Below are 17,814 nucleotides of genomic sequence, written 5' to 3' on the forward strand. Positions count from 1 at the left end.
TGTTAATCTGACGGAAATATTGCGTTTGCTAAAATAAAATTAATATTTTGATTTAATTGTATTTTTATGAGTTGTGTGCGCAGAAATGTTAAACGGGATCTAACGACTTTGGCCGCATTGGCAACGACTTTGGCCCGCATTGGCGGGCTGGATGGTATAAGTTAGGCGAGTCTTGGTGATAGACGCCAGCGCAGCCAGCTAAGTGAATCGACATTCACGCTGATCAGCGCGGAATTAACCGCGGCCAGTCACAATTTGGTTGCGGCCTTGGCGCTTGGCTTCATAGAGATGCATATCTGCTTGACGATACAACCCGTCAAAATCACCGCCATCGACAGGCCATTGTGCTAAACCGATGCTCACAGTGAAATGAATCGGGTGTTGATGGAACATGGGATGCAGTTGCTCGACATCGGTGCGCAGCCGTTCTGCCAGTTCTATGGCTTTGGCTTTAGGGGTTTTAGGTAATAGGATGCAGAATTCCTCACCGCCAACGCGGAACAGCCAGTCGCTTTCACGGGTATGGTGTGTCATGCATTGACTGAGTTGGCGCAACACCATATCGCCTGCCTCATGGCCGTTTTCATCATTGATGTGTTTAAAGTGATCAATATCTAGCAGCAACAGGGTAAATGGGGTGCTCTCTTTGGCATGCAATGCCGCGATCTGAGCAAATATGTTCTCCAGATGCAGACGATTGTGTAATCCGGTCATGGGGTCTCGCGCTGCCATTTCCCGTAATTGACGCACCATCTGGCTGCGTTTTAATTCGAAAATATGGCTCATTCCCCACAGGAATAGATAACTGACGCTGGCATTGATTAACAGCGCTATATCCAGACTGCCATCGAGTGCTGGTTGTGCCCATACCATTACAGCAACGCCCAGTATCCCAAAGCAGAGCGTGAACACGCCGCCTAGAAGCAGTCCCAGCAGTAGCAAATTGGCGGGGGGCATCAGCAGCAGCCAGTAAAAACCATCGGTATAGAGCCCTTTGCTATACATACCATAAATGATGACACTGCCGATGATCAGCATCAGGCCGGAGGTCCAGCAGAGCAGATAAGGTGTCTGTTGCACCCGTAATAGAAACACTAAGCAATACAGTGCAATGCAGGACTCCATCACAGAGACTGTTTTCACATCGTGGTGCAGATTACTCAGTGACAAAGCGAAAGCCACCAGTGCTATCACCCACAGAATGATACGCAGCAATGTACGGCGATATGCCATTTCATCTTCCCACATTGCTGGGGAACGCATAATCGCTGGGGAACGCATAAATGAACGCGGTGGCATTCAATCACCTTCGACCTCTGTCCACGACAGTAAGCCGCTAAATCGGATATTTACTGGCGGACAAAATACCTTGCTTAACAGTAGATTTCCATGATTCGCTCACTGATATGATGAGTTGTATCAATAATTAAAATCTTGCGGATAAATAAACGGTTTGTTAGGCATCTATGCATAGCCTGTGCCGAAAAACAACCGTCAGCCACGAGATGCGGCATTGAATGAGAATTTTTTATGGTTTTACAGGGAGTTTACAGTTAAGGTTTGTGGCCTGTTTCATAATTATTAGGTCGCTACCGTTCCTGTGAAGGGTCTATCACCATGTCGATGCTACAACATGATGTTTATTTTCAACAATCTCCTGAACAGGAAGATGATAATCGTCGGGCAATTTTGCGCATCGTTCTGTGGATCATTGCCGCGCTTGGCCTCATCCTTTGTCTCTCTAACCTGCATCACGGATCTGTAGTCGTTGCCTGGCTGGAGTTAGGGATCGTACTGTTTTGTAGTGTTTTTTTATATAAGTTGAAGCGGACACCCAAGCTGAAGTTATGGACTACAGCGTTACTGATACTGGTATTTGTGGTGGTGGTCTATAGCATGCAGATACGAGCACTCAGCGCTGGCAGTTATTACTGGATCCTTGTTATGCCGCCGCTGTCATTACTGTTATTAGGGTTGCACTGGGGCAGTTGGCTGTAGTTGCTGTTTGGCATTGGGGCCATGCTGCAGATGCTGTATACCCAGGCGACACAATTGCAGCAGTTTAATGTGTCTCTGACTAATAACGCACTATTCAGTTACCTGACAATTTGGGCTGTTAGCCATGTTTATGAATACAAACGTAGTTATGTCGTTCAACAACTGCAGAAGCTGGCATCGGTGGACCCGTTGACCGGACTCTATAACCGACGGCAATTGACAGCAGTATTTGAGCACTGTTTAGTCACGCATCGGCGTAGCGAAGAGCAGTTTGGTCTGCTGCTGTTGGACGTTGATCATTTCAAAACTATCAACGATAGATACGGCCATGATGCTGGCGATCTGATGCTGACACACCTCGCTAGCCTGATGAAAGTTCACAGTCGTCATGATGACTGGGCATTCCGTGTCGGCGGTGAAGAGTTTTGTTTACTGGTTGTTCGGTCAAATCAACAACTATTACAACAAGTTGCAGAACGCTTACGGCAGGATATTGAACAACATCCTGGACAGTACAACGACCAAAAGATCTCTTTTACCGTTAGCATCGGTATCGCCGTGTGGCCGGAAGATGGCAGTACCTTTGCCAGCCTCTATCGCCAAGCAGATCGCCGATTGTATCAAGCAAAAAAAGACGGTCGTAATACAGTCGTGGCGTGAGAAAACTGTTCAGATAAACGTTTTCAAATGCGGAACTGCCCCACTTCGGTCGCTAGTTGCTTTGCCAAAGACTCTAAGGTTTGTGCCTGTCGGGCCGATTGTTCCACTTCCGCTGACAGACCGCCTGACACTTCGCGGATAGACTCGGTATTGCGGTTTATTTCGGCCGTAACGGATGTTTGTTCTTCCGCCGCGGTTGCAATCTGCCGAGCCATATCCGAAATCTGATTGATGGCCGCGCTGATCTGTTGCAGGCTGACATTGGCCGCTTCGACATCGGTTACCGATACTTCTGTCATCTGCTGACTCTTGTTCATGGTGGTGACCGCGTTGCTGGCGATCTGCTGCAATGTGGTGATCATGGTTTGGATCTCTTGAGTGGAGGCATGTGTGCGTTGGGATAACACCCGTACCTCGTCCGCAACTACGGCAAATCCTCGACCTTGATCGCCAGCGCGAGCGGCTTCAATCGCCGCATTCAATGCCAGCAGGTTAGTCTGTTCTGCAATATCACTGATAGTCAGCAAGATACTATTGATCTTGCGGGAATGCTGATCCAATTCGGCAATAATCTGACTGGCGTTACCAACTTCAGAGGCTAATTGGAGGATAGAATTACGTGACTTGCCCGCCTGCTGTTGGACTGAGGCCGTTAGAGCTACGGTTTCTTCGGCAGTATGGGCTGTCGTTTCGGCGTTACCGGAGATCTCCTGTGTTGCAGAGGCCATTTCGGTCACCGCGGTAGCCACCATAGTGACATCATCAAGCTGTGTTGCGATGGCGGCGCTGTTGTTGTCGGCAACCTTGCGGGTATCACTGGCCTCGGTCGTCAGCCGAGTGGCGATAGTCTCTAGGCGTCCAACCATTTGCGCTAGCATGGCGACAAAACGGTTGAATCCCTGCGCTAACTGACCGATTTCATCATGCTGATTGCGCGTATGAATACGTACAGTCAGATCGCCTCCGCCGTTGGAAATGGATTCCAGCGCTTGAGAGACATTCTCCAGATCGCGGAACTGACTGCGGAAGATAAATATCAACACTACGGCAAAAAGTAATAAAGCCGTTATCGCCGTGGCTATCATGGTGACGGTCAACTGATTGGCCTGTGCTGTGATAACGTTCTTGTCCATCACAAACAGTAAAGACCAGTCGGTGCCGGGAACCTGAGTGAGATAGAACAAGTTCTGCCGCCCCTTGAAACTGTCCTCATGCAATGAATCCTGCGCCGTCAGCTGTTGTAGCCATTGGGTGGTGAACATGGGATCAATGTCAGTCAATGACTTGTTATTAAAAGCTGTATCGGGATAACTGAGCACATTGCCATGGTTGTCTATCAATGTGGCAAAACCATTGCCCGGTACTTTAAGTTGTCCAATTTTATCAGTTATTTGGGTTAGCGTCATATTGCTGCCAACCACACCTCTCAGCTTGCCGTTATCATCCATGACGGGTGCACAAAAGGTGACGACTATTTTTTTGAGCGAGGAACTCATGTGTGGGGGTTCGATAGTCAGCTGTCCAGATGCTTTAGTTTTTTTGTACCAACCACGGACTCTAGGATCAAACCCGGGCACGTATAGCGCCGGATCATGACGATACATTTCCCCTTGTTCGTTGCCATACATAGATAAACTGTAGTTAAGCGCACTTTGGGCAAAAGCTAACATGAATGTCGGATCTTGATCGGCTGGCAGACGTTCTATCGCGCGCTGTAAACTCAGCAAGCCATTTTTCTTGCCTTCAAACCAACTGCTTATATTCGATGCGAACAGTTCGCCAGTCTGTTGTACTTGTTTTTTTGTCAAACTCAGGGACATCTGATGGATAGCGCTGAAAGATAATGCGCTGAGGATGACAGATACAATCAATACGGCTGACAGGCTGGCACCTAACAGGCGGGTTTTAAGCGTAATTTTCATATACGTCATCACACAGATATTATAAATATAATTCGTCATTATAATGATTAATTATATTTAATTCATATTTCTTCACAAACTTTGAAAGTTACTTTTACATTTTTTAAATTCATCATTGCTAAATAGTCCTGTGTTAAGGGCGCCTGTTTGTCTTATTAGCACAGTCGAAAGATGCTCTTAATGGTCGAGTTGAGTTGGATGAGATTTTTATGGGGCTAAGAGTAACGGCTTATAAGTAAAAAACGGTGTTTGCACACCGTTTTTCATTGCTACACCTAGTTTTTTTCGGGGGCCACTTCGCTTCCGCCAAGCGCTTGATACAGGGTCGCTTGGGCGGTTAGCTGGTTGTAATGGTTCTGCAATAGCGACTCTTCTGCGCTACGTCGAGTCTCCTGTGCGTCCAGCCAGTTCTGTACGGCGATGGCGCCGTGGCGATATTGGCTTTCATAGATTTTTTCTGCTGCGGCTGCTGCATCGTATTGTAATTGCAACTTCTCGCCTTGGTAGGCATATTGGCGTCTGGCTGAAATAGCGTTGTTTACATCTTCAAACGCTTGGTACAAGGTTTTACGGTAAGTCACCACCGCCGTTTGATAATCAACATCGGCAATCTTGTTGTTGATTTTCATCTGCTGCCACTGCAAAAATGGCAAAGTCAGTTCGGCGCCAAGTGTGCCGATAGGGTTGCGTAGCAGTTCTTTAAGTTCATTAGATGAATCCCCGACGCTGCCTGTCAGACTTAAACTCGGAAAATAACTGGCGAAGGTGGCATCCTTACTGGCAAGCGCTGCGCGCAATGAGTACAACGCCGCTTTGACATCCGGACGACGAACCAGTAAATCTGCAGGTATACCTGCCGCAATTTGCGGCACGGCACCCTCCGGCAGTTTTGCTATCTGCAACGGTAGTTGCTCTGGTGGTCGGTTAAACAGTATTGCCATCGCATTCTGCGCTTCGGTCAACTGCTGCAGTAGTTCGCTATGGCTAGACTCCTGTCCCGCGAGGTTACGTTGGGCTTCGAGGACATTAAGCTTAGAAACGGCACCTGCGGCATATTGGTTTTGCGTTAGTTGCAGTGTCTGTTTGGCATAATCAATGCTGTTTTGACTGAGGGCAATGCGTTGTTTCAAATAACCAATCTGCCAGTATAGTGACGCGGTTGTTGCCACCAGACTCTGGGCGGTACTTTCCCGATCTTCAGCGCTGGCCATAGCATTCCAACTGGCTGCATCCACATCGGCAGAAACTTTGCCCCACAGATCCACTTCGTAGCTCACTGACAGGTTGGCTTGGTAGCTACTACTGCTGTCACCGCCGTCTAATGGCTTACTCTTGCTGGCAGAGCCGTTTGCCGATAATTGCGGCCACATGTCGGTACGGGTTAAACCGGCCTGTAATCGTGCTTTTTGCAGTGTCAATGTCGCCAATGCCAGGTCGTTGTTGGTGTTTAAGACCTCAGTGATCAGTTGGTTGAGTTCTGGGGTATTGAACTTTTGCCACCAGGGATCGAGGCTGACTTGCTGATTAACACTGGTCTGTTGCCAACTGGTGGGAATGATAACCTCAGGAGCCTGAAAGTTACTGCGGGTAAACATCCCACAACCACCGAGTGCGCCGATGCTGAGCGCGATGGCTGAAATACGAAATATGTTTTTATGTTTCATTGCATTACTCCCGGGCCAAGGCTTCTACCGGATCCAACTGGGCAGCATTACGTGCCGGCAGAAAGCCGAACAGGATGCCAATCAAGGTAGAGCAGGCGAAGGCCGCCACAATCGACGTGGTGGAATAGATCATTTTGAAATCTGTGCTGGCTGAAGAAAACGCGGCACCTATTAGGAATGAAAGGGCAATTCCCAGAACGCCACCACATAAGCACACCAGCACGGCTTCAATCAAAAATTGTCGCAGAATATCTCCCTGGCGGGCACCGACGGCCATGCGAACGCCAATTTCCCGTGTGCGTTCTGTGACGGATACCAGCATGATATTCATCACCCCTATGCCCCCCACAACCAGTGAAATCACCGCAATAGCGGAGATCAGCAAGGTCATGGTCGCCGTTGTCTTCTCGATACTCTGGCGGATGGTATCGGTATTAATGGTGAAAAAGTCCTGCGTGCCGTGGCGCATTTTTAGTAGCGTGATAATTCCTTGTTCCGCGGCATTGCTGGGGGCAGACTGGTTAATACGCACCGTGATGCCGCCAAGATAGTGTTGGCCCACCATTCGTCCGCCAACCGTGGTATAGGGCACCCAGATGGTCAGTGCATCATTATTGCCAAAAGCACTCTCTTTTTTCTGGGTGACGCCGATAATCCGTATCGGCAATTTACCAAGAAACACCACTTGTCCGAGGGCATCGTGATCAGGAAACAGTTCTTTTTCCGTGTTGTAATCAATGACCGCTTCCTGCGCCAGCGCATCGACACTAGCATCATCGAAGTATTGTCCTTCTGCCAGTTCATAGCCCCGTACCCGGAAATATTCCGGGCCAACACCTGAAACAGAAGCCGACACGGCCTGATTGCCATAACGGATGGTGACGCTGGTACTGATGGTCGGCGTAACGCTGTCAACAAATGGCAGATTTTTCAGCGATTGTGCATCGTTGGCCGTCAGGGTTCGAATACGCCCAGCGCGTCTGTCACCAAAACCACTGCCGGGGCGGATATCAATAGTATTGGTCCCCATTGAACTGATGTTTTTGAGAATTGCTTGTCGCGATCCTTCCCCCAGAGCTACAACTGACACCACTGAGGCAATGCCAATAATGATCCCCAGCATGGTTAGAAAAGTACGCAGCCGATGTGATGACATTGCCAATAGTGCCATTTTCAGCGCTTCGCCGTAACGATCCAACCCGCCAAACCAGCTACGTTTTGGCTTGGTGTCTGGTTTTACATCGGCAATGTCTGGGCGCTGTTGCTTGCGATGGTCGGCAATAATCACCCCATCTTTGATTTCAATGATGCGGTCGGCGTACTGCGCTACATGCATATCGTGCGTTACGATGATGATGGTATGGCCGTCGTGGTGTAGCTCTTGCAGCAGTTTCATCATCTCTTCGCCGCTGTGGCTGTCGAGCGCGCCAGTGGGCTCATCGGCTAGGATAACATCGCCGCCGTTCATCAATGCACGGGCCACGCTTACTCGCTGTTGCTGACCGCCACTGAGCTGACTGGGTTTGTGATCCAGCCGGTCTCCCAAACCTAGACGACTGAGCAGCAGTTCTGCGCGATCGCGTCGTTGCTGTCGATCTTTGGCCGCATAAACTGCCGGAACTTCGACATTGCCCACCGCTGTAAGATCGCCTAAGAGATGATAGCGCTGGAAGATAAAACCGAAATGTTCACGGCGTAGTTCGGCCAGTTCATCAGCTTCCATCGCCGAGGTATCCTGGCCATTGATGAAATATTTGCCTTGGCTAGGTTTATCCAGACAACCCAAAATATTCATCAGCGTTGATTTGCCGGAACCCGAGGCGCCAACGATTGCCACCATTTCACCGCGCGCGATGCTGAGATTGACATCTTGTAGCACCGTCAGTTGCTGGTCGCCTGCGGGAAACGAGCGGTAGACTCCGGCGACTTCAAGTAATGCTGTACTCATCAATTAGAATCCCATCGGTGAGCGGCGAAAGCGATTGTTACTGCCTGAGGATGGCATGCCAATGATCACTTCTTCACCTTCCTTGAGGCCCTCGGTGATTTCTGCATTGATTTTGTTATTAATGCCGACTTTGACATCGCGATATTCTACCTGCCCGTTGACCAGCACAGGGACTTGATAGTGCGCCTGTTCCTCACTGTTAATTCGCGGGCGTTTAGCCCCTGCGTTTGGCGCTTGTGCCGAGGCAGAAGCAGTAGGTTTAGCCGCCATTTTCGCTGGTCGACCACTCTTTTGGACGAGGATCTGCGATGGAACCAGTAACACGTCTTTGGCTTGCTTCAAAATAATAGAGACTTGCGCCGTCATGCCGATGCGCAATATCCGATCGGGATTTTCGACATCAAACAGACCGTTGAAATAGATTGCATCAGAATCACTGGAGGTCATGTCCTTATCGTTACCATCCATAGAGGTTGGCCCGGGTTCGATAGCCCGCAACTTGGCGCGGTATTTATGGTACGGTTTGCCTAGAATGGTGAAATACACCTCTTGGCCTGGGTGAACGTTCACAACGTCGGCTTCAGAGATCTGTGCCTTGATGGTCATGGTGTCCAACTGGGCAATCTCAACGATGGTTGGTGTGGTCTGATTGGCGTTGACGGTCTGGCCGACTTCCACGGCGGTGTACACCACGGTACCGTCTAATGGCGCGGTAATGGTGGTATAGCCCAGATTGACCTTGGCGCTGTCTACCTGGATCTCTGCCTGTTGCCGCTGTGCCTGTAACTGTTTCAACTCGGCTTTATATACAGTGAGGTTGGCTTCGGCACTTTCATAATCGGCGCGAGAACTGGCGTTATCCACCAACATGGCCTTCTGGCGGTCATACTCCAGCTGTGCTTGGCGGATTTGCGCTTGTTTGGCGTCATATTGGGCATTAATGCTGTTCAGCGATGCCTGTGCCTCTTTCAGACTATTTTGCTGATTCAGACTGTCGATCTGCGCAATCAGCTCGCCTTTTTTAATTTGTTGCCCCAAGGTTACCGGCAGGTTTTTGATCTGACCGGATACCTGCGCACCCACACTCACCAGTTTGTAGGCTTGCAACATGCCGTTGGCCAGCACCGTATTTTCAATGTTGCCACGGTGTACCGCTTCGGTCGCGTAGCTTGGCGCTGGTGCCTTACGCATAGCAAAGAACAGCACCGTAGCCAGCACAACCAGAGCGATGATCACCAGGAACACCCATTTGCGTTTGGAGGACTTTTTCATTTTGGCAGTTTTACCCTGATGCCTGTCGGACTTGTGAGGCCGAAAATTAGTAATGTCGGCAGTATATCGACATGGTGGGCGCAGCAAATGGGAAAAGTGTAAGGATTGCGTAAATTTCTTCAAAAATGTGTACGAATCCCCATGACACCGTTGCGACAGACACATCTCCTTATAAATATTAACTTTTTGAAATATTTTTGATTGCCAATTGCTAACAGGTTGGCGTCGGCATTGTCATCTGAGTGTCATCAAAACGTCTTAAACTCCGCCATTGTCCAGGGTGCCGGTTGCGGGAGAACAGTTGTATATGGCCAGACCGCTGTCATATGTGTCAAAACCGCTGCAATTACTGTTTGCGCGAATGAAATTGTCGCTTACCCAAAAAGTCATGCTCGGGTTGCTATTGCTGGTGTTGTGTCTGCTAATGGGCAGCGTCACCAATATGCTGGCCTCAGCCCAAGTACGACATCAGGTCGCGACCATGACCGATAAAACTACCCCTTTGGTGCTGAACGCTAATGCGCTGGCGCAAGTGCTACTCAATGCTGATCGCCAGTTAAAAACAGTACCGGGTCTGCAGGATGAGCATTTAACCATAACCACCATCAATAATTTTGCCGAGTTGCAGCAACATTTTGCTGAGGCTCTGGCACGTTTAAAGCAAACCGCTGGCGATAGCGAAGAGTTGCAATCGCTGATTTCACCGCTGGATAGCTTGGATGAAGATTACTTTGCCCAAGGCAAAGCGCTGGGACAGCAACATTTGGCGCAGTTAACGGCGCGCGCACAGCTGGATGAGTTGCGCCATCAATGGCGCGAAGCGGCGGTTACTACTGCTGCGCAGGGTATCGATATTGGCCATTGGCAAAGTGCCATGTTGCAACTGTTAGAGGCCGAAGATGATTTTGCGCTGTCACGGGCGACTGACGCAGTAGAACAGGCTCAGGGAGATACGGCTACCCATCCACAAGCGGCAGCTTTAGCCGCGCTGTTAAGCAAAATGTTGCAAACGCAGCAGCAATATATTGCGGCAACTACCGAATTGGCGTCTCTGACTGAACTGACCGGGGGCAGTATTGACTACGCCACCGCAGTATTGGGTACGGTTGATCAGGTGGCTCATGATCGGGTGGGGCAAGGAGCTGATAAGATCCATCGGTCGCTAGATCTGGGGTTCTGGTTGTCGATCGGGCTACTCGGGGGGTCATTAGTCCTAGCGTTATTGGTGTCCATCAATATTTACCGCTCTATCAAACGCCCTTTATCAGAACTTCTAGCCGTGCAACGAGCCGCGGTTGATGGCGATGTGACCCGCAATGTCGCTTACCAAAGTCACAACGAGTTTGGTTTGCTGGCTGACAGTACCAATCAGTTGCTGGCACATATCCGCCAGTTGTTGACGCAGCTGAATCATGGGGCCGCGCAGTTGGCGCAAGTCGCCACTGAGAATCGGCGTCAGGCTGGCAATGCCCATCGGTCGTTGGAGCAGCAGCGGCAGCAAACTATGCAGGTTACGGTTGCCATGGGGCAGATGGGCTCGGCGGTTCAAGAGGTCGCACAAGCTGCAGCGGCATCGCTGGAAAGTGTCCTGACGATGGAACAGGCGGTGCATGTTGGTCGTGAGCAGGTGCGGGAAACGATTACCGGTAGTCGCAAGCTGGCGGCACAGTTGCAACAGGCGGCGGTATCACTGCAAAGTGTGGATCACTCTTCACAGCAGATAGGGGGCGTGTTGGATGTTATCCGCGGGGTGGCGGAGCAGACTAATTTGCTGGCGCTGAACGCCGCTATTGAAGCGGCCAGAGCCGGAGATCATGGGCGCGGTTTTGCAGTGGTTGCCACTGAAGTACGGACGCTTGCCCAGCAAACGGCAGAATCAGCGAATACTATCAAGAGCATTATCGAGCAACTGCAATTAGGCGCGCAAAGCACGGTAAAGTTGATGCAGCAATGTCAGCAGCAAATGGATACTGATTTACAACAAAGCGCCAAAGCAGAAGCCTGTATGGACGATATTCGGCAGTTGATTGTTACGGTCAGCCGCAATAGCGAACAGATTGCTAGCGCGGCCACGGAGCAGCAAAGTACCACTGAACATATCGCCGAGAACCTGCAACAAATTGCCGCAATCACCGAAGACAATTATCAGGGGATCAGTGGTTTTGTCAGTGCCAGCCAGCATCTGGAACAGCTAGTACAAGCTCAGGGGGAGCAGGTACAACAATTCCGTTATTGAATCGCTTAATCCGTTGTTAATTATTTCCTGCCATTCTCTTTCGCCTTAATTGACAATGCGCGGGGTTGCCAGCCATTGTTTTATCGGTATTATATACATTAATGAAAATCATTCTCATATAAATTATGTCAGGAAGTTGGCGTCAGCGGATTAGTTTTCGCATTCATCAGTGGCTGGGGCTTGCCAGTGCGCTAGTGTTGCTGATTGTGGGAGCAACCGGGGGGTTATTAGCGCTAGAGGATGATATCACCGCTATTTTGCCCGGGCCGGAAATAGCCGCTGGGCAGTTGTTACCTATGCCAGTGCTTGCCCCAAAGCTGCAATTACCGGGTAAAACACTGCAACGTATTTATCTGGAGCCGCAGGTGCAACGTCCAGGGCGGGCACTTTATCAGGATCGCCAAAGTAAACAGCGGGAATGGCGCATTTTTAATCCTTATACTGGCGAAATCCTTGGGGCACGCCCGGCTATCAGTGAATTTTTTGCCGATGTTATGGCATTACATCGTTGGTTGCTGCTGCCCAATTCTATCGGCAGTGTGATTACAGGCACTGCGGCATTGATGGCAATTATTCTGTTAATTGCCGGCTTTATCCGGCGAGCGCCGGATCGGCTCAGCAGTATCAAGGACTGGCTGTGGTGGAAACGTGGTAGCAAAGGTCGCCTAGCGCTGTGGCAATTTCACGCGCTCTTAGGCACTTGGCTGTTTATTCCTATCTTTATCATGGCAGTGACGGGGCCGTGGTTTGCTTTTGATTGGTACCGTAGCGGCCTCAAGCAGATGCTGGGCTCACCGGAACCACCAACTATCAAGGCCGATGCGAACATAAGCGCCGATGCCGATGCGGTCTGGCGCAGCTTTTTGACCGTCAAACCTGATGGCCGTTATGCCCGTTGGTATCTGCCCCGTGAAGCCAATGGCGAAGTGCGGGTGCGTTATCTGGAGCCGGATGCACCTCATTCCAGAGCGTATTCTGCGCTGACATTTGATGCGGCTGGTCATCTGTTACAGCAGCAACGTTATGCCGATCTCCGTGGTGGCGATTACCTGTTAGCTAACATGTATGCCTTCCATACCGGCAGTTATTTTGGGCTGCCGGGGCGGGTGATTTGGTCTTTGTCAGGGTTAGCTTTCGGCTCTTTTGCAATTACCGGTATCTGGCTGTTTTTTAATCGGCGGGCGCGTCCTAAAGAACAGGCCAGTGGCACGGCGTCGACCCTGATCGCCTATGCCAGCCAGAGTGGTACTGCGGCAGCGTACGGTCAGCGACTTAAGCTCTGGTTAGAACAGCAAGGACAGGGTGTACATCTGCGTGCTATGGCAAATATGCAACCTCAGGAGTTCGCTGCCTATCGTCAGGTGCTGCTTTTGGCCGCCACTTATGGCGAAGGGCAAGCGCCTGACAGTGCCTTGCTGTTCCAACAGCAGTTAGCGGCCGCTGCCGTGAAACTCAACCATGTCAACGTCGCGGTGCTGGCCTTTGGGGACCGCCAATATCAGCAGTTCTGTGCGTTTGGCCACTGGTTAGCACGGCGTTTCAGTGAACTCGGAGCCGGTACTCTGTTGCCGCTTCAGGAAGTGGACCGTGGTGCAGAGCAAGCGTTGCAGCATTGGAGTGATGCGTTGGCCCAGACGCTAAAGTTGGAGCATGCGTCATTGGCTGCAGATAGCTGGCAATCTGCTACGCTGCTACAAAATCGCTGTCTCAATCCCGGCAGCGACAGGCCCGTGCACCAGGTGCAATTAGCACTGCAAGGTAACTGGCAGGCGGGCGATATTCTGGAGGTTTTACCGGTATGGTCAGAATCCCAGAGTCGCGATTATCTGCAACAGCAAGGGCTGGACGGCGATGTTATGGTCAGTACCCACGCTGGGGTTATGCCGTTATGGCAGGCTCAGGCACAATATCTAGAAGCCCCAGTGGTGACGGTGACTAAGCGCGAGTTAACTCCCCAGGCATATGTCAATGCGGCAACACCACTGGGGGCCCGCAGTTATTCGATTGCCAGTATCGAAAATCCGTTACAGCTGATGGTGCGACATGTGCGCAATGCTGATGGTATTGATGGCCGTGCGTCTGGAGCGCTGGCGACAGCACCCGTTGGCAGTGAGTGGCAGGTACGCTTGAAACCTCATAGTAATTTTCATTTACCTCCGGCCGATGTGCCTTTGATATTACTGGGCGCAGGTACCGGACTCGCGCCTTATTTAGGCTTTTTAGCGCAGCGGCGTAAACAAGGTTTTAAAACACCAGTATGGTTGCTATTTGGTGAGCGTTACGCCGAACAGGATAACTACTATGGTGCTGAATTACAGGCATTTAGGGCGGAAGGGCTGCTGACCCATCTGGACTTTGCCTGGTCACGGCCTAATGGACGATATATACAGCAGTGTTTATTGGCAGAGGAAGACAGGTTGCAGCGCTATTTGGCGGCGGGGGCTCATCTTTATGTTTGTGGTGCCATAGCAGGGGTTGGTGCCGGGGTACAACAAACACTGGTGCAACTGCTGGGTGAGCCGCAACTATTGCGGTTGCAGCAGCAAGGCCGTTATCACCGCGATCTCTATTGAAATATCTCAGTTGCTAACGGCATTACTGCACGGTGGCTGTTGGCACCCACCGTGCAGCACTGTTCTGAGCCATAAATCCATTAACTGTTGTTTTTGCTTACCCGGTTTTAGCACGGCTATGTGATTGCCTTGTTGCTGATATTGTTGCATTTGCAGACTATGTAATTGCGCTGGTCAGCTACGCGAAATCACCTCGAATACAGGGAGATTGGCGGTCGTCATGCAGTTGCAGTTTCATCGCACGATAAAATGCCTGGGGTGCTGCTATCACCGCGGGGGGCGTTTCGGCTCAGCTATCCGATTGGCCACATAACTGGCGCAGCCGGTAAGCAGTGTCAGTAGCAACAATGGTGATAATAACGCTTTCATATCTGATGTTTATCTTTAAACGGTATCTCAGGGTTTCCTGATACAGGCATTGCTGTTAGGGTATTGCAAGCCATTGGCTGACGCGTTAAAAAACGACTGTTGCTGTTCGCAAAGTGAAACACTGTCATCTTCCAGCAGAAGGATTTTCATCACCCTCTGCGCTGGGATTGTGATGCAGAGCAGAGTAGAATACGCGCAACCCTACCGATAAGACTGTCCAGCTGGAGTAACCAATGCTGAAGAAGAGTATGAACATCGCCGATTATGATGCGGAGCTGTTCCAGGCTATTGAAGATGAGAACCGTCGTCAGGAACAACACATTGAGCTGATTGCTTCTGAAAACTACACCAGTCCGCGGGTCATGCAGGCCCAAGGCTCGCAGTTGACCAACAAGTATGCCGAAGGCTACCCCGCCAAGCGTTACTATGGTGGTTGTGAGTATGTGGATGTAGTAGAAAACCTCGCGATTGATCGCGCTAAACAGCTGTTTGATGCCACTTACGCCAATGTGCAGCCGCATTCAGGTTCGCAGGCTAACTATGCCGTTTATATGGCGCTGTTGCAGCCTGGCGACACCGTATTGGGGATGAATCTGGCCCACGGCGGTCATCTGACACATGGTTCTCCGGTTAACTTTTCTGGCAAGCTGTTCAACATTATCCCTTACGGTGTGGATGCACAGGGCAAGATTGATTACGCCGAACTGGAAACGTTAGCCTTAGAACATAAACCTAAGATGATCATCGGTGGTTTCTCGGCTTATTCTGGTATCGTTGACTGGGCCAAATTGCGTGAAATTGCCGATAAAGTCAGTGCATTCCTGTTTGTGGATATGGCACACGTTGCTGGTCTGGTGGCCGCGGGTGTTTACCCAAGCCCAATCCCACACGCACACGTGGTGACTACTACTACCCACAAAACATTGGCGGGGCCGCGCGGTGGTTTGATCCTGTCTGCTGCCGATGATGAAGATCTGTATAAGAAACTTAACTCCGCGGTATTCCCAGGATGCCAGGGTGGCCCTCTGATGCACGTGATTGCCGGTAAAGCGGTGGCCTTCAAAGAAGCGTTGGAACCTGAATTCAAAGCTTATCAGCAGCAGGTCGTGACCAACGCCAAGGCGATGGTAGAAGTGTTCCTGGAACGTGGCTACAAGATCGTGTCTGGTGGCACTGACAACCATCTGATGCTGGTGGATCTCATCGGTCGTGAACTGACCGGTAAAGAAGCCGATGCAGCCCTTGGTCGTGCCAATATCACCGTTAACAAAAACTCTGTGCCTAATGACCCACGTTCACCTTTCGTGACTTCCGGTATCCGCATTGGTACTCCCGCCATTACTCGCCGTGGTTTCAAAGAAGCAGAAGCCAAGCAGTTGACTGGCTGGATCTGTGATGTGCTGGACAACGCCAGTGATGAAACTGTTATCGACACAGTGAAAGCCAAAGTGCTGGAACTGTGCGCCCGCTTCCCTGTTTACGGTTAACCTTTTCAGGGAGATCGATTAAACTGGCATGGCCGCTGCATTCAGCGGCCATTTTTGTTTATGTTCCGTTAAAAAACGGTCCCGTTGACTTGCGCAGGAGGCATGATGCATTGTCCATTTTGCAGTGCGACCGATACCAAAGTGATTGATTCAAGGTTAGTGGCTGATGGTCATCAGGTTCGCCGTCGGCGCGAGTGCACCCTATGCCACGAACGTTTCACCACCTTTGAAAGTGCAGAGTTAGTCATGCCTCGTGTCATCAAACGCGATGGTTCCCGCCAACCGTTTGATGAAGACAAACTGCGGGGCGGCATGTTACGTGCGGCCGAAAAGCGCCCGGTGTCCATCGATAAAATCGAAGAGGCTATCAACAAGATTAAATCAGCATTGCGCGCTACGGGTGAGCGCGAAGTGACCTCCGAGATGATTGGTAACCTGATGATGGATCAACTGATTGAACTAGATAAAGTCGCTTATATCCGTTTTGCGTCTGTGTATCGCGCGTTTGAGGATGTCTCGGAGTTCGGCGAAGCTATCGCTAGTCTGCAGAAGAAGTAATCATGTGGTCAACTACTGATATTGCCATGATGAGCCGTGCCATTATGTTGGCACGCCGTGGCCGCTATACCACGCGCCCCAATCCCAATGTTGGCTGCGTTATCATTGATAGTCACGGTGCAATTGTCGGTGAAGGCTGGCACCAACGTGCGGGTGGTCCGCATGCCGAAGTGCACGCTTGGCGCATGGCAGGTGATAAAGCCCGAGGAGCCACCGCCTATGTCACGCTGGAACCTTGCAGCCATTACGGACGTACGCCGCCCTGTGCCAAAGGCTTAATTGAACATGGTCTGCAACGGGTGGTGATTGCCATGACCGATCCCAACCCGCAAGTCGCTGGGCGTGGAATTTTCATGCTGCAAGATGCCGGTATAGAAGTCGTCAGTGGTCTGATGGCGGATGAAGCTAGACAGCTGAATCCAGGATTTTTGTCACGAATGGAACGCGGTCGTCCTTATGTCACGCTGAAGTTGGCGGCAAGTCTTGATGGTAAAACTGCCTTGGCTAACGGTGAGTCAAAGTGGATTACCGGCCCGGCAGCCCGGCAGGATGTGCAGCGGCTGCGGGCATTAAACTGCGCCGTTATTACCGGGATTGAGACAGTATTGGCGGATGATCCGTCAATGAACGTGCGTTACCAGGAGTTGGGATATTTACAGCAGCAACTTGGCGAAGATGAGCTTATACAGCCCTTGCGCGTGGTGCTGGATAGCGCGTGTCGGATGCCGCTCAATGCCCGTCTACTGCAGTTATCTGGCGCGGTGCTGCTGGTCAGCTGCCAGCCATATCCTGCGGAATTTTGCGAGGCGCTACCAGCACATGTGCAGTGTGTGCAGCTCCCCGGTATCGATGGCCGTGTGGACTTAGCTGCATTGTTGCAATATCTGGGTAAAAGCTGCAATTCGGTACTCGTCGAAGCAGGCGCAACCTTGTCTGGTGCTTTTGTGAGTTGTGGCTTGGCTGATCAACTCATCCTGTATCAAGCGCCCAAAATACTTGGGGCGGCAGGCCGTAATCTGTTGCAGTTGCCGCCATACCAACAGTTGTCGCAAATCCCAGCCTTACAATTAATTGAACAACGGAAAGTCGGCGTTGATAATCGTCTGACGCTGAAAATAGGGTACTAA

12 protein-coding genes and 1 pseudogene are annotated in these 17,814 nt (G+C 50.7%); 7 read left to right on the forward strand and 6 right to left on the reverse strand.

Annotated features, from left to right (window positions below; all coding sequences use genetic code 11):
• Nucleotides 1-234 precede the first annotated feature (234 nt).
• A complete protein-coding gene (locus tag J3L11_RS06405) occupies nt 235-1,299 on the reverse strand; it encodes a GGDEF domain-containing protein (RefSeq protein WP_133039257.1) in 1,065 nt (354 codons plus the stop codon).
• 324 nt (nt 1,300-1,623) lie between these two features.
• Between J3L11_RS06405 and J3L11_RS06410 the strand changes: the two are divergent.
• Nucleotides 1,624-2,148, forward strand: a pseudogene (locus tag J3L11_RS06410) (hypothetical protein); the annotation flags it as partial.
• A gap of 21 nt (nt 2,149-2,169) precedes the next feature.
• Nucleotides 2,170-2,658, forward strand: coding sequence for a GGDEF domain-containing protein (locus tag J3L11_RS06415; RefSeq protein WP_347566503.1), 489 nt, complete (start codon nt 2,170-2,172; stop codon nt 2,656-2,658).
• Between the two features lie 23 nt (nt 2,659-2,681).
• On the opposite strand, the gene J3L11_RS06420 is transcribed toward J3L11_RS06415, so the two are convergent.
• The 4 genes from J3L11_RS06420 to J3L11_RS06435 form a co-directional block, all read right to left on the reverse strand.
• Nucleotides 2,682-4,580, reverse strand: coding sequence for a methyl-accepting chemotaxis protein (locus J3L11_RS06420; RefSeq protein WP_133039254.1), 1,899 nt, complete (start codon nt 4,578-4,580; stop codon nt 2,682-2,684).
• Nucleotides 4,581-4,855: 275 nt separating this feature from the next.
• On the reverse strand, nt 4,856-6,244 hold the full coding sequence (locus J3L11_RS06425; protein ID WP_133039253.1) for an efflux transporter outer membrane subunit: 1,389 nt from the start codon (nt 6,242-6,244) through the stop codon (nt 4,856-4,858).
• 4 nt (nt 6,245-6,248) lie between these two features.
• The gene (locus tag J3L11_RS06430) at nt 6,249-8,192 is read right to left on the reverse strand and encodes a MacB family efflux pump subunit (protein WP_207570522.1); all 1,944 of its coding nucleotides are present in this window, start codon (nt 8,190-8,192) and stop codon (nt 6,249-6,251) included.
• Nucleotides 8,193-8,195: 3 nt separating this feature from the next.
• Nucleotides 8,196-9,464 (reverse strand): efflux RND transporter periplasmic adaptor subunit, encoded by a 1,269-nt coding sequence (locus J3L11_RS06435; RefSeq protein WP_189618727.1) that lies wholly within the window; start codon nt 9,462-9,464, stop codon nt 8,196-8,198.
• A gap of 307 nt (nt 9,465-9,771) precedes the next feature.
• Between J3L11_RS06435 and J3L11_RS06440 the strand changes: the two genes are divergently transcribed.
• Both J3L11_RS06440 and J3L11_RS06445 read left to right on the forward strand, forming a co-directional pair.
• A complete protein-coding gene (locus tag J3L11_RS06440) occupies nt 9,772-11,700 on the forward strand; it encodes a methyl-accepting chemotaxis protein (RefSeq protein WP_207570523.1) in 1,929 nt (642 codons plus the stop codon).
• A 125-nt stretch (nt 11,701-11,825) separates the two neighbouring features.
• Nucleotides 11,826-14,273: a PepSY domain-containing protein gene (locus tag J3L11_RS06445; RefSeq protein WP_207570524.1), complete on the forward strand. Its 2,448-nt coding sequence runs from the start codon at nt 11,826-11,828 to the stop codon at nt 14,271-14,273.
• 396 nt (nt 14,274-14,669) lie between these two features.
• On the opposite strand, the gene J3L11_RS19520 is transcribed toward J3L11_RS06445, so the two are convergent.
• A complete protein-coding gene (locus J3L11_RS19520; protein WP_278250717.1) occupies nt 14,670-14,792 on the reverse strand; it encodes a hypothetical protein in 123 nt (40 codons plus the stop codon).
• 83 nt (nt 14,793-14,875) lie between these two features.
• On the opposite strand from J3L11_RS19520, the gene glyA reads away from it, so the two are divergent.
• From glyA to ribD, 3 genes are all read left to right on the forward strand, one after another.
• Entirely contained in the window at nt 14,876-16,129 is a 1,254-nt protein-coding gene (gene glyA, locus J3L11_RS06450; RefSeq protein ID WP_207570525.1) for a serine hydroxymethyltransferase, read from the forward strand.
• 105 nt (nt 16,130-16,234) lie between these two features.
• A complete protein-coding gene (nrdR, locus tag J3L11_RS06455) occupies nt 16,235-16,687 on the forward strand; it encodes a transcriptional regulator NrdR (RefSeq protein WP_133039304.1) in 453 nt (150 codons plus the stop codon).
• A 2-nt stretch (nt 16,688-16,689) separates the two neighbouring features.
• Nucleotides 16,690-17,814 carry a bifunctional diaminohydroxyphosphoribosylaminopyrimidine deaminase/5-amino-6-(5-phosphoribosylamino)uracil reductase RibD gene (gene ribD, locus J3L11_RS06460; RefSeq protein ID WP_133039246.1) on the forward strand — a complete coding sequence of 375 codons (1,125 nt, stop codon included), beginning with the start codon at nt 16,690-16,692 and terminating at the stop codon, nt 17,812-17,814.

The sequence above is a fragment of the Shewanella sp. 4t3-1-2LB genome, assembly GCF_017368415.1.
In the GTDB taxonomy this organism is placed as follows: Bacteria; Pseudomonadota; Gammaproteobacteria; order Enterobacterales; family Shewanellaceae; genus Shewanella; species Shewanella fodinae.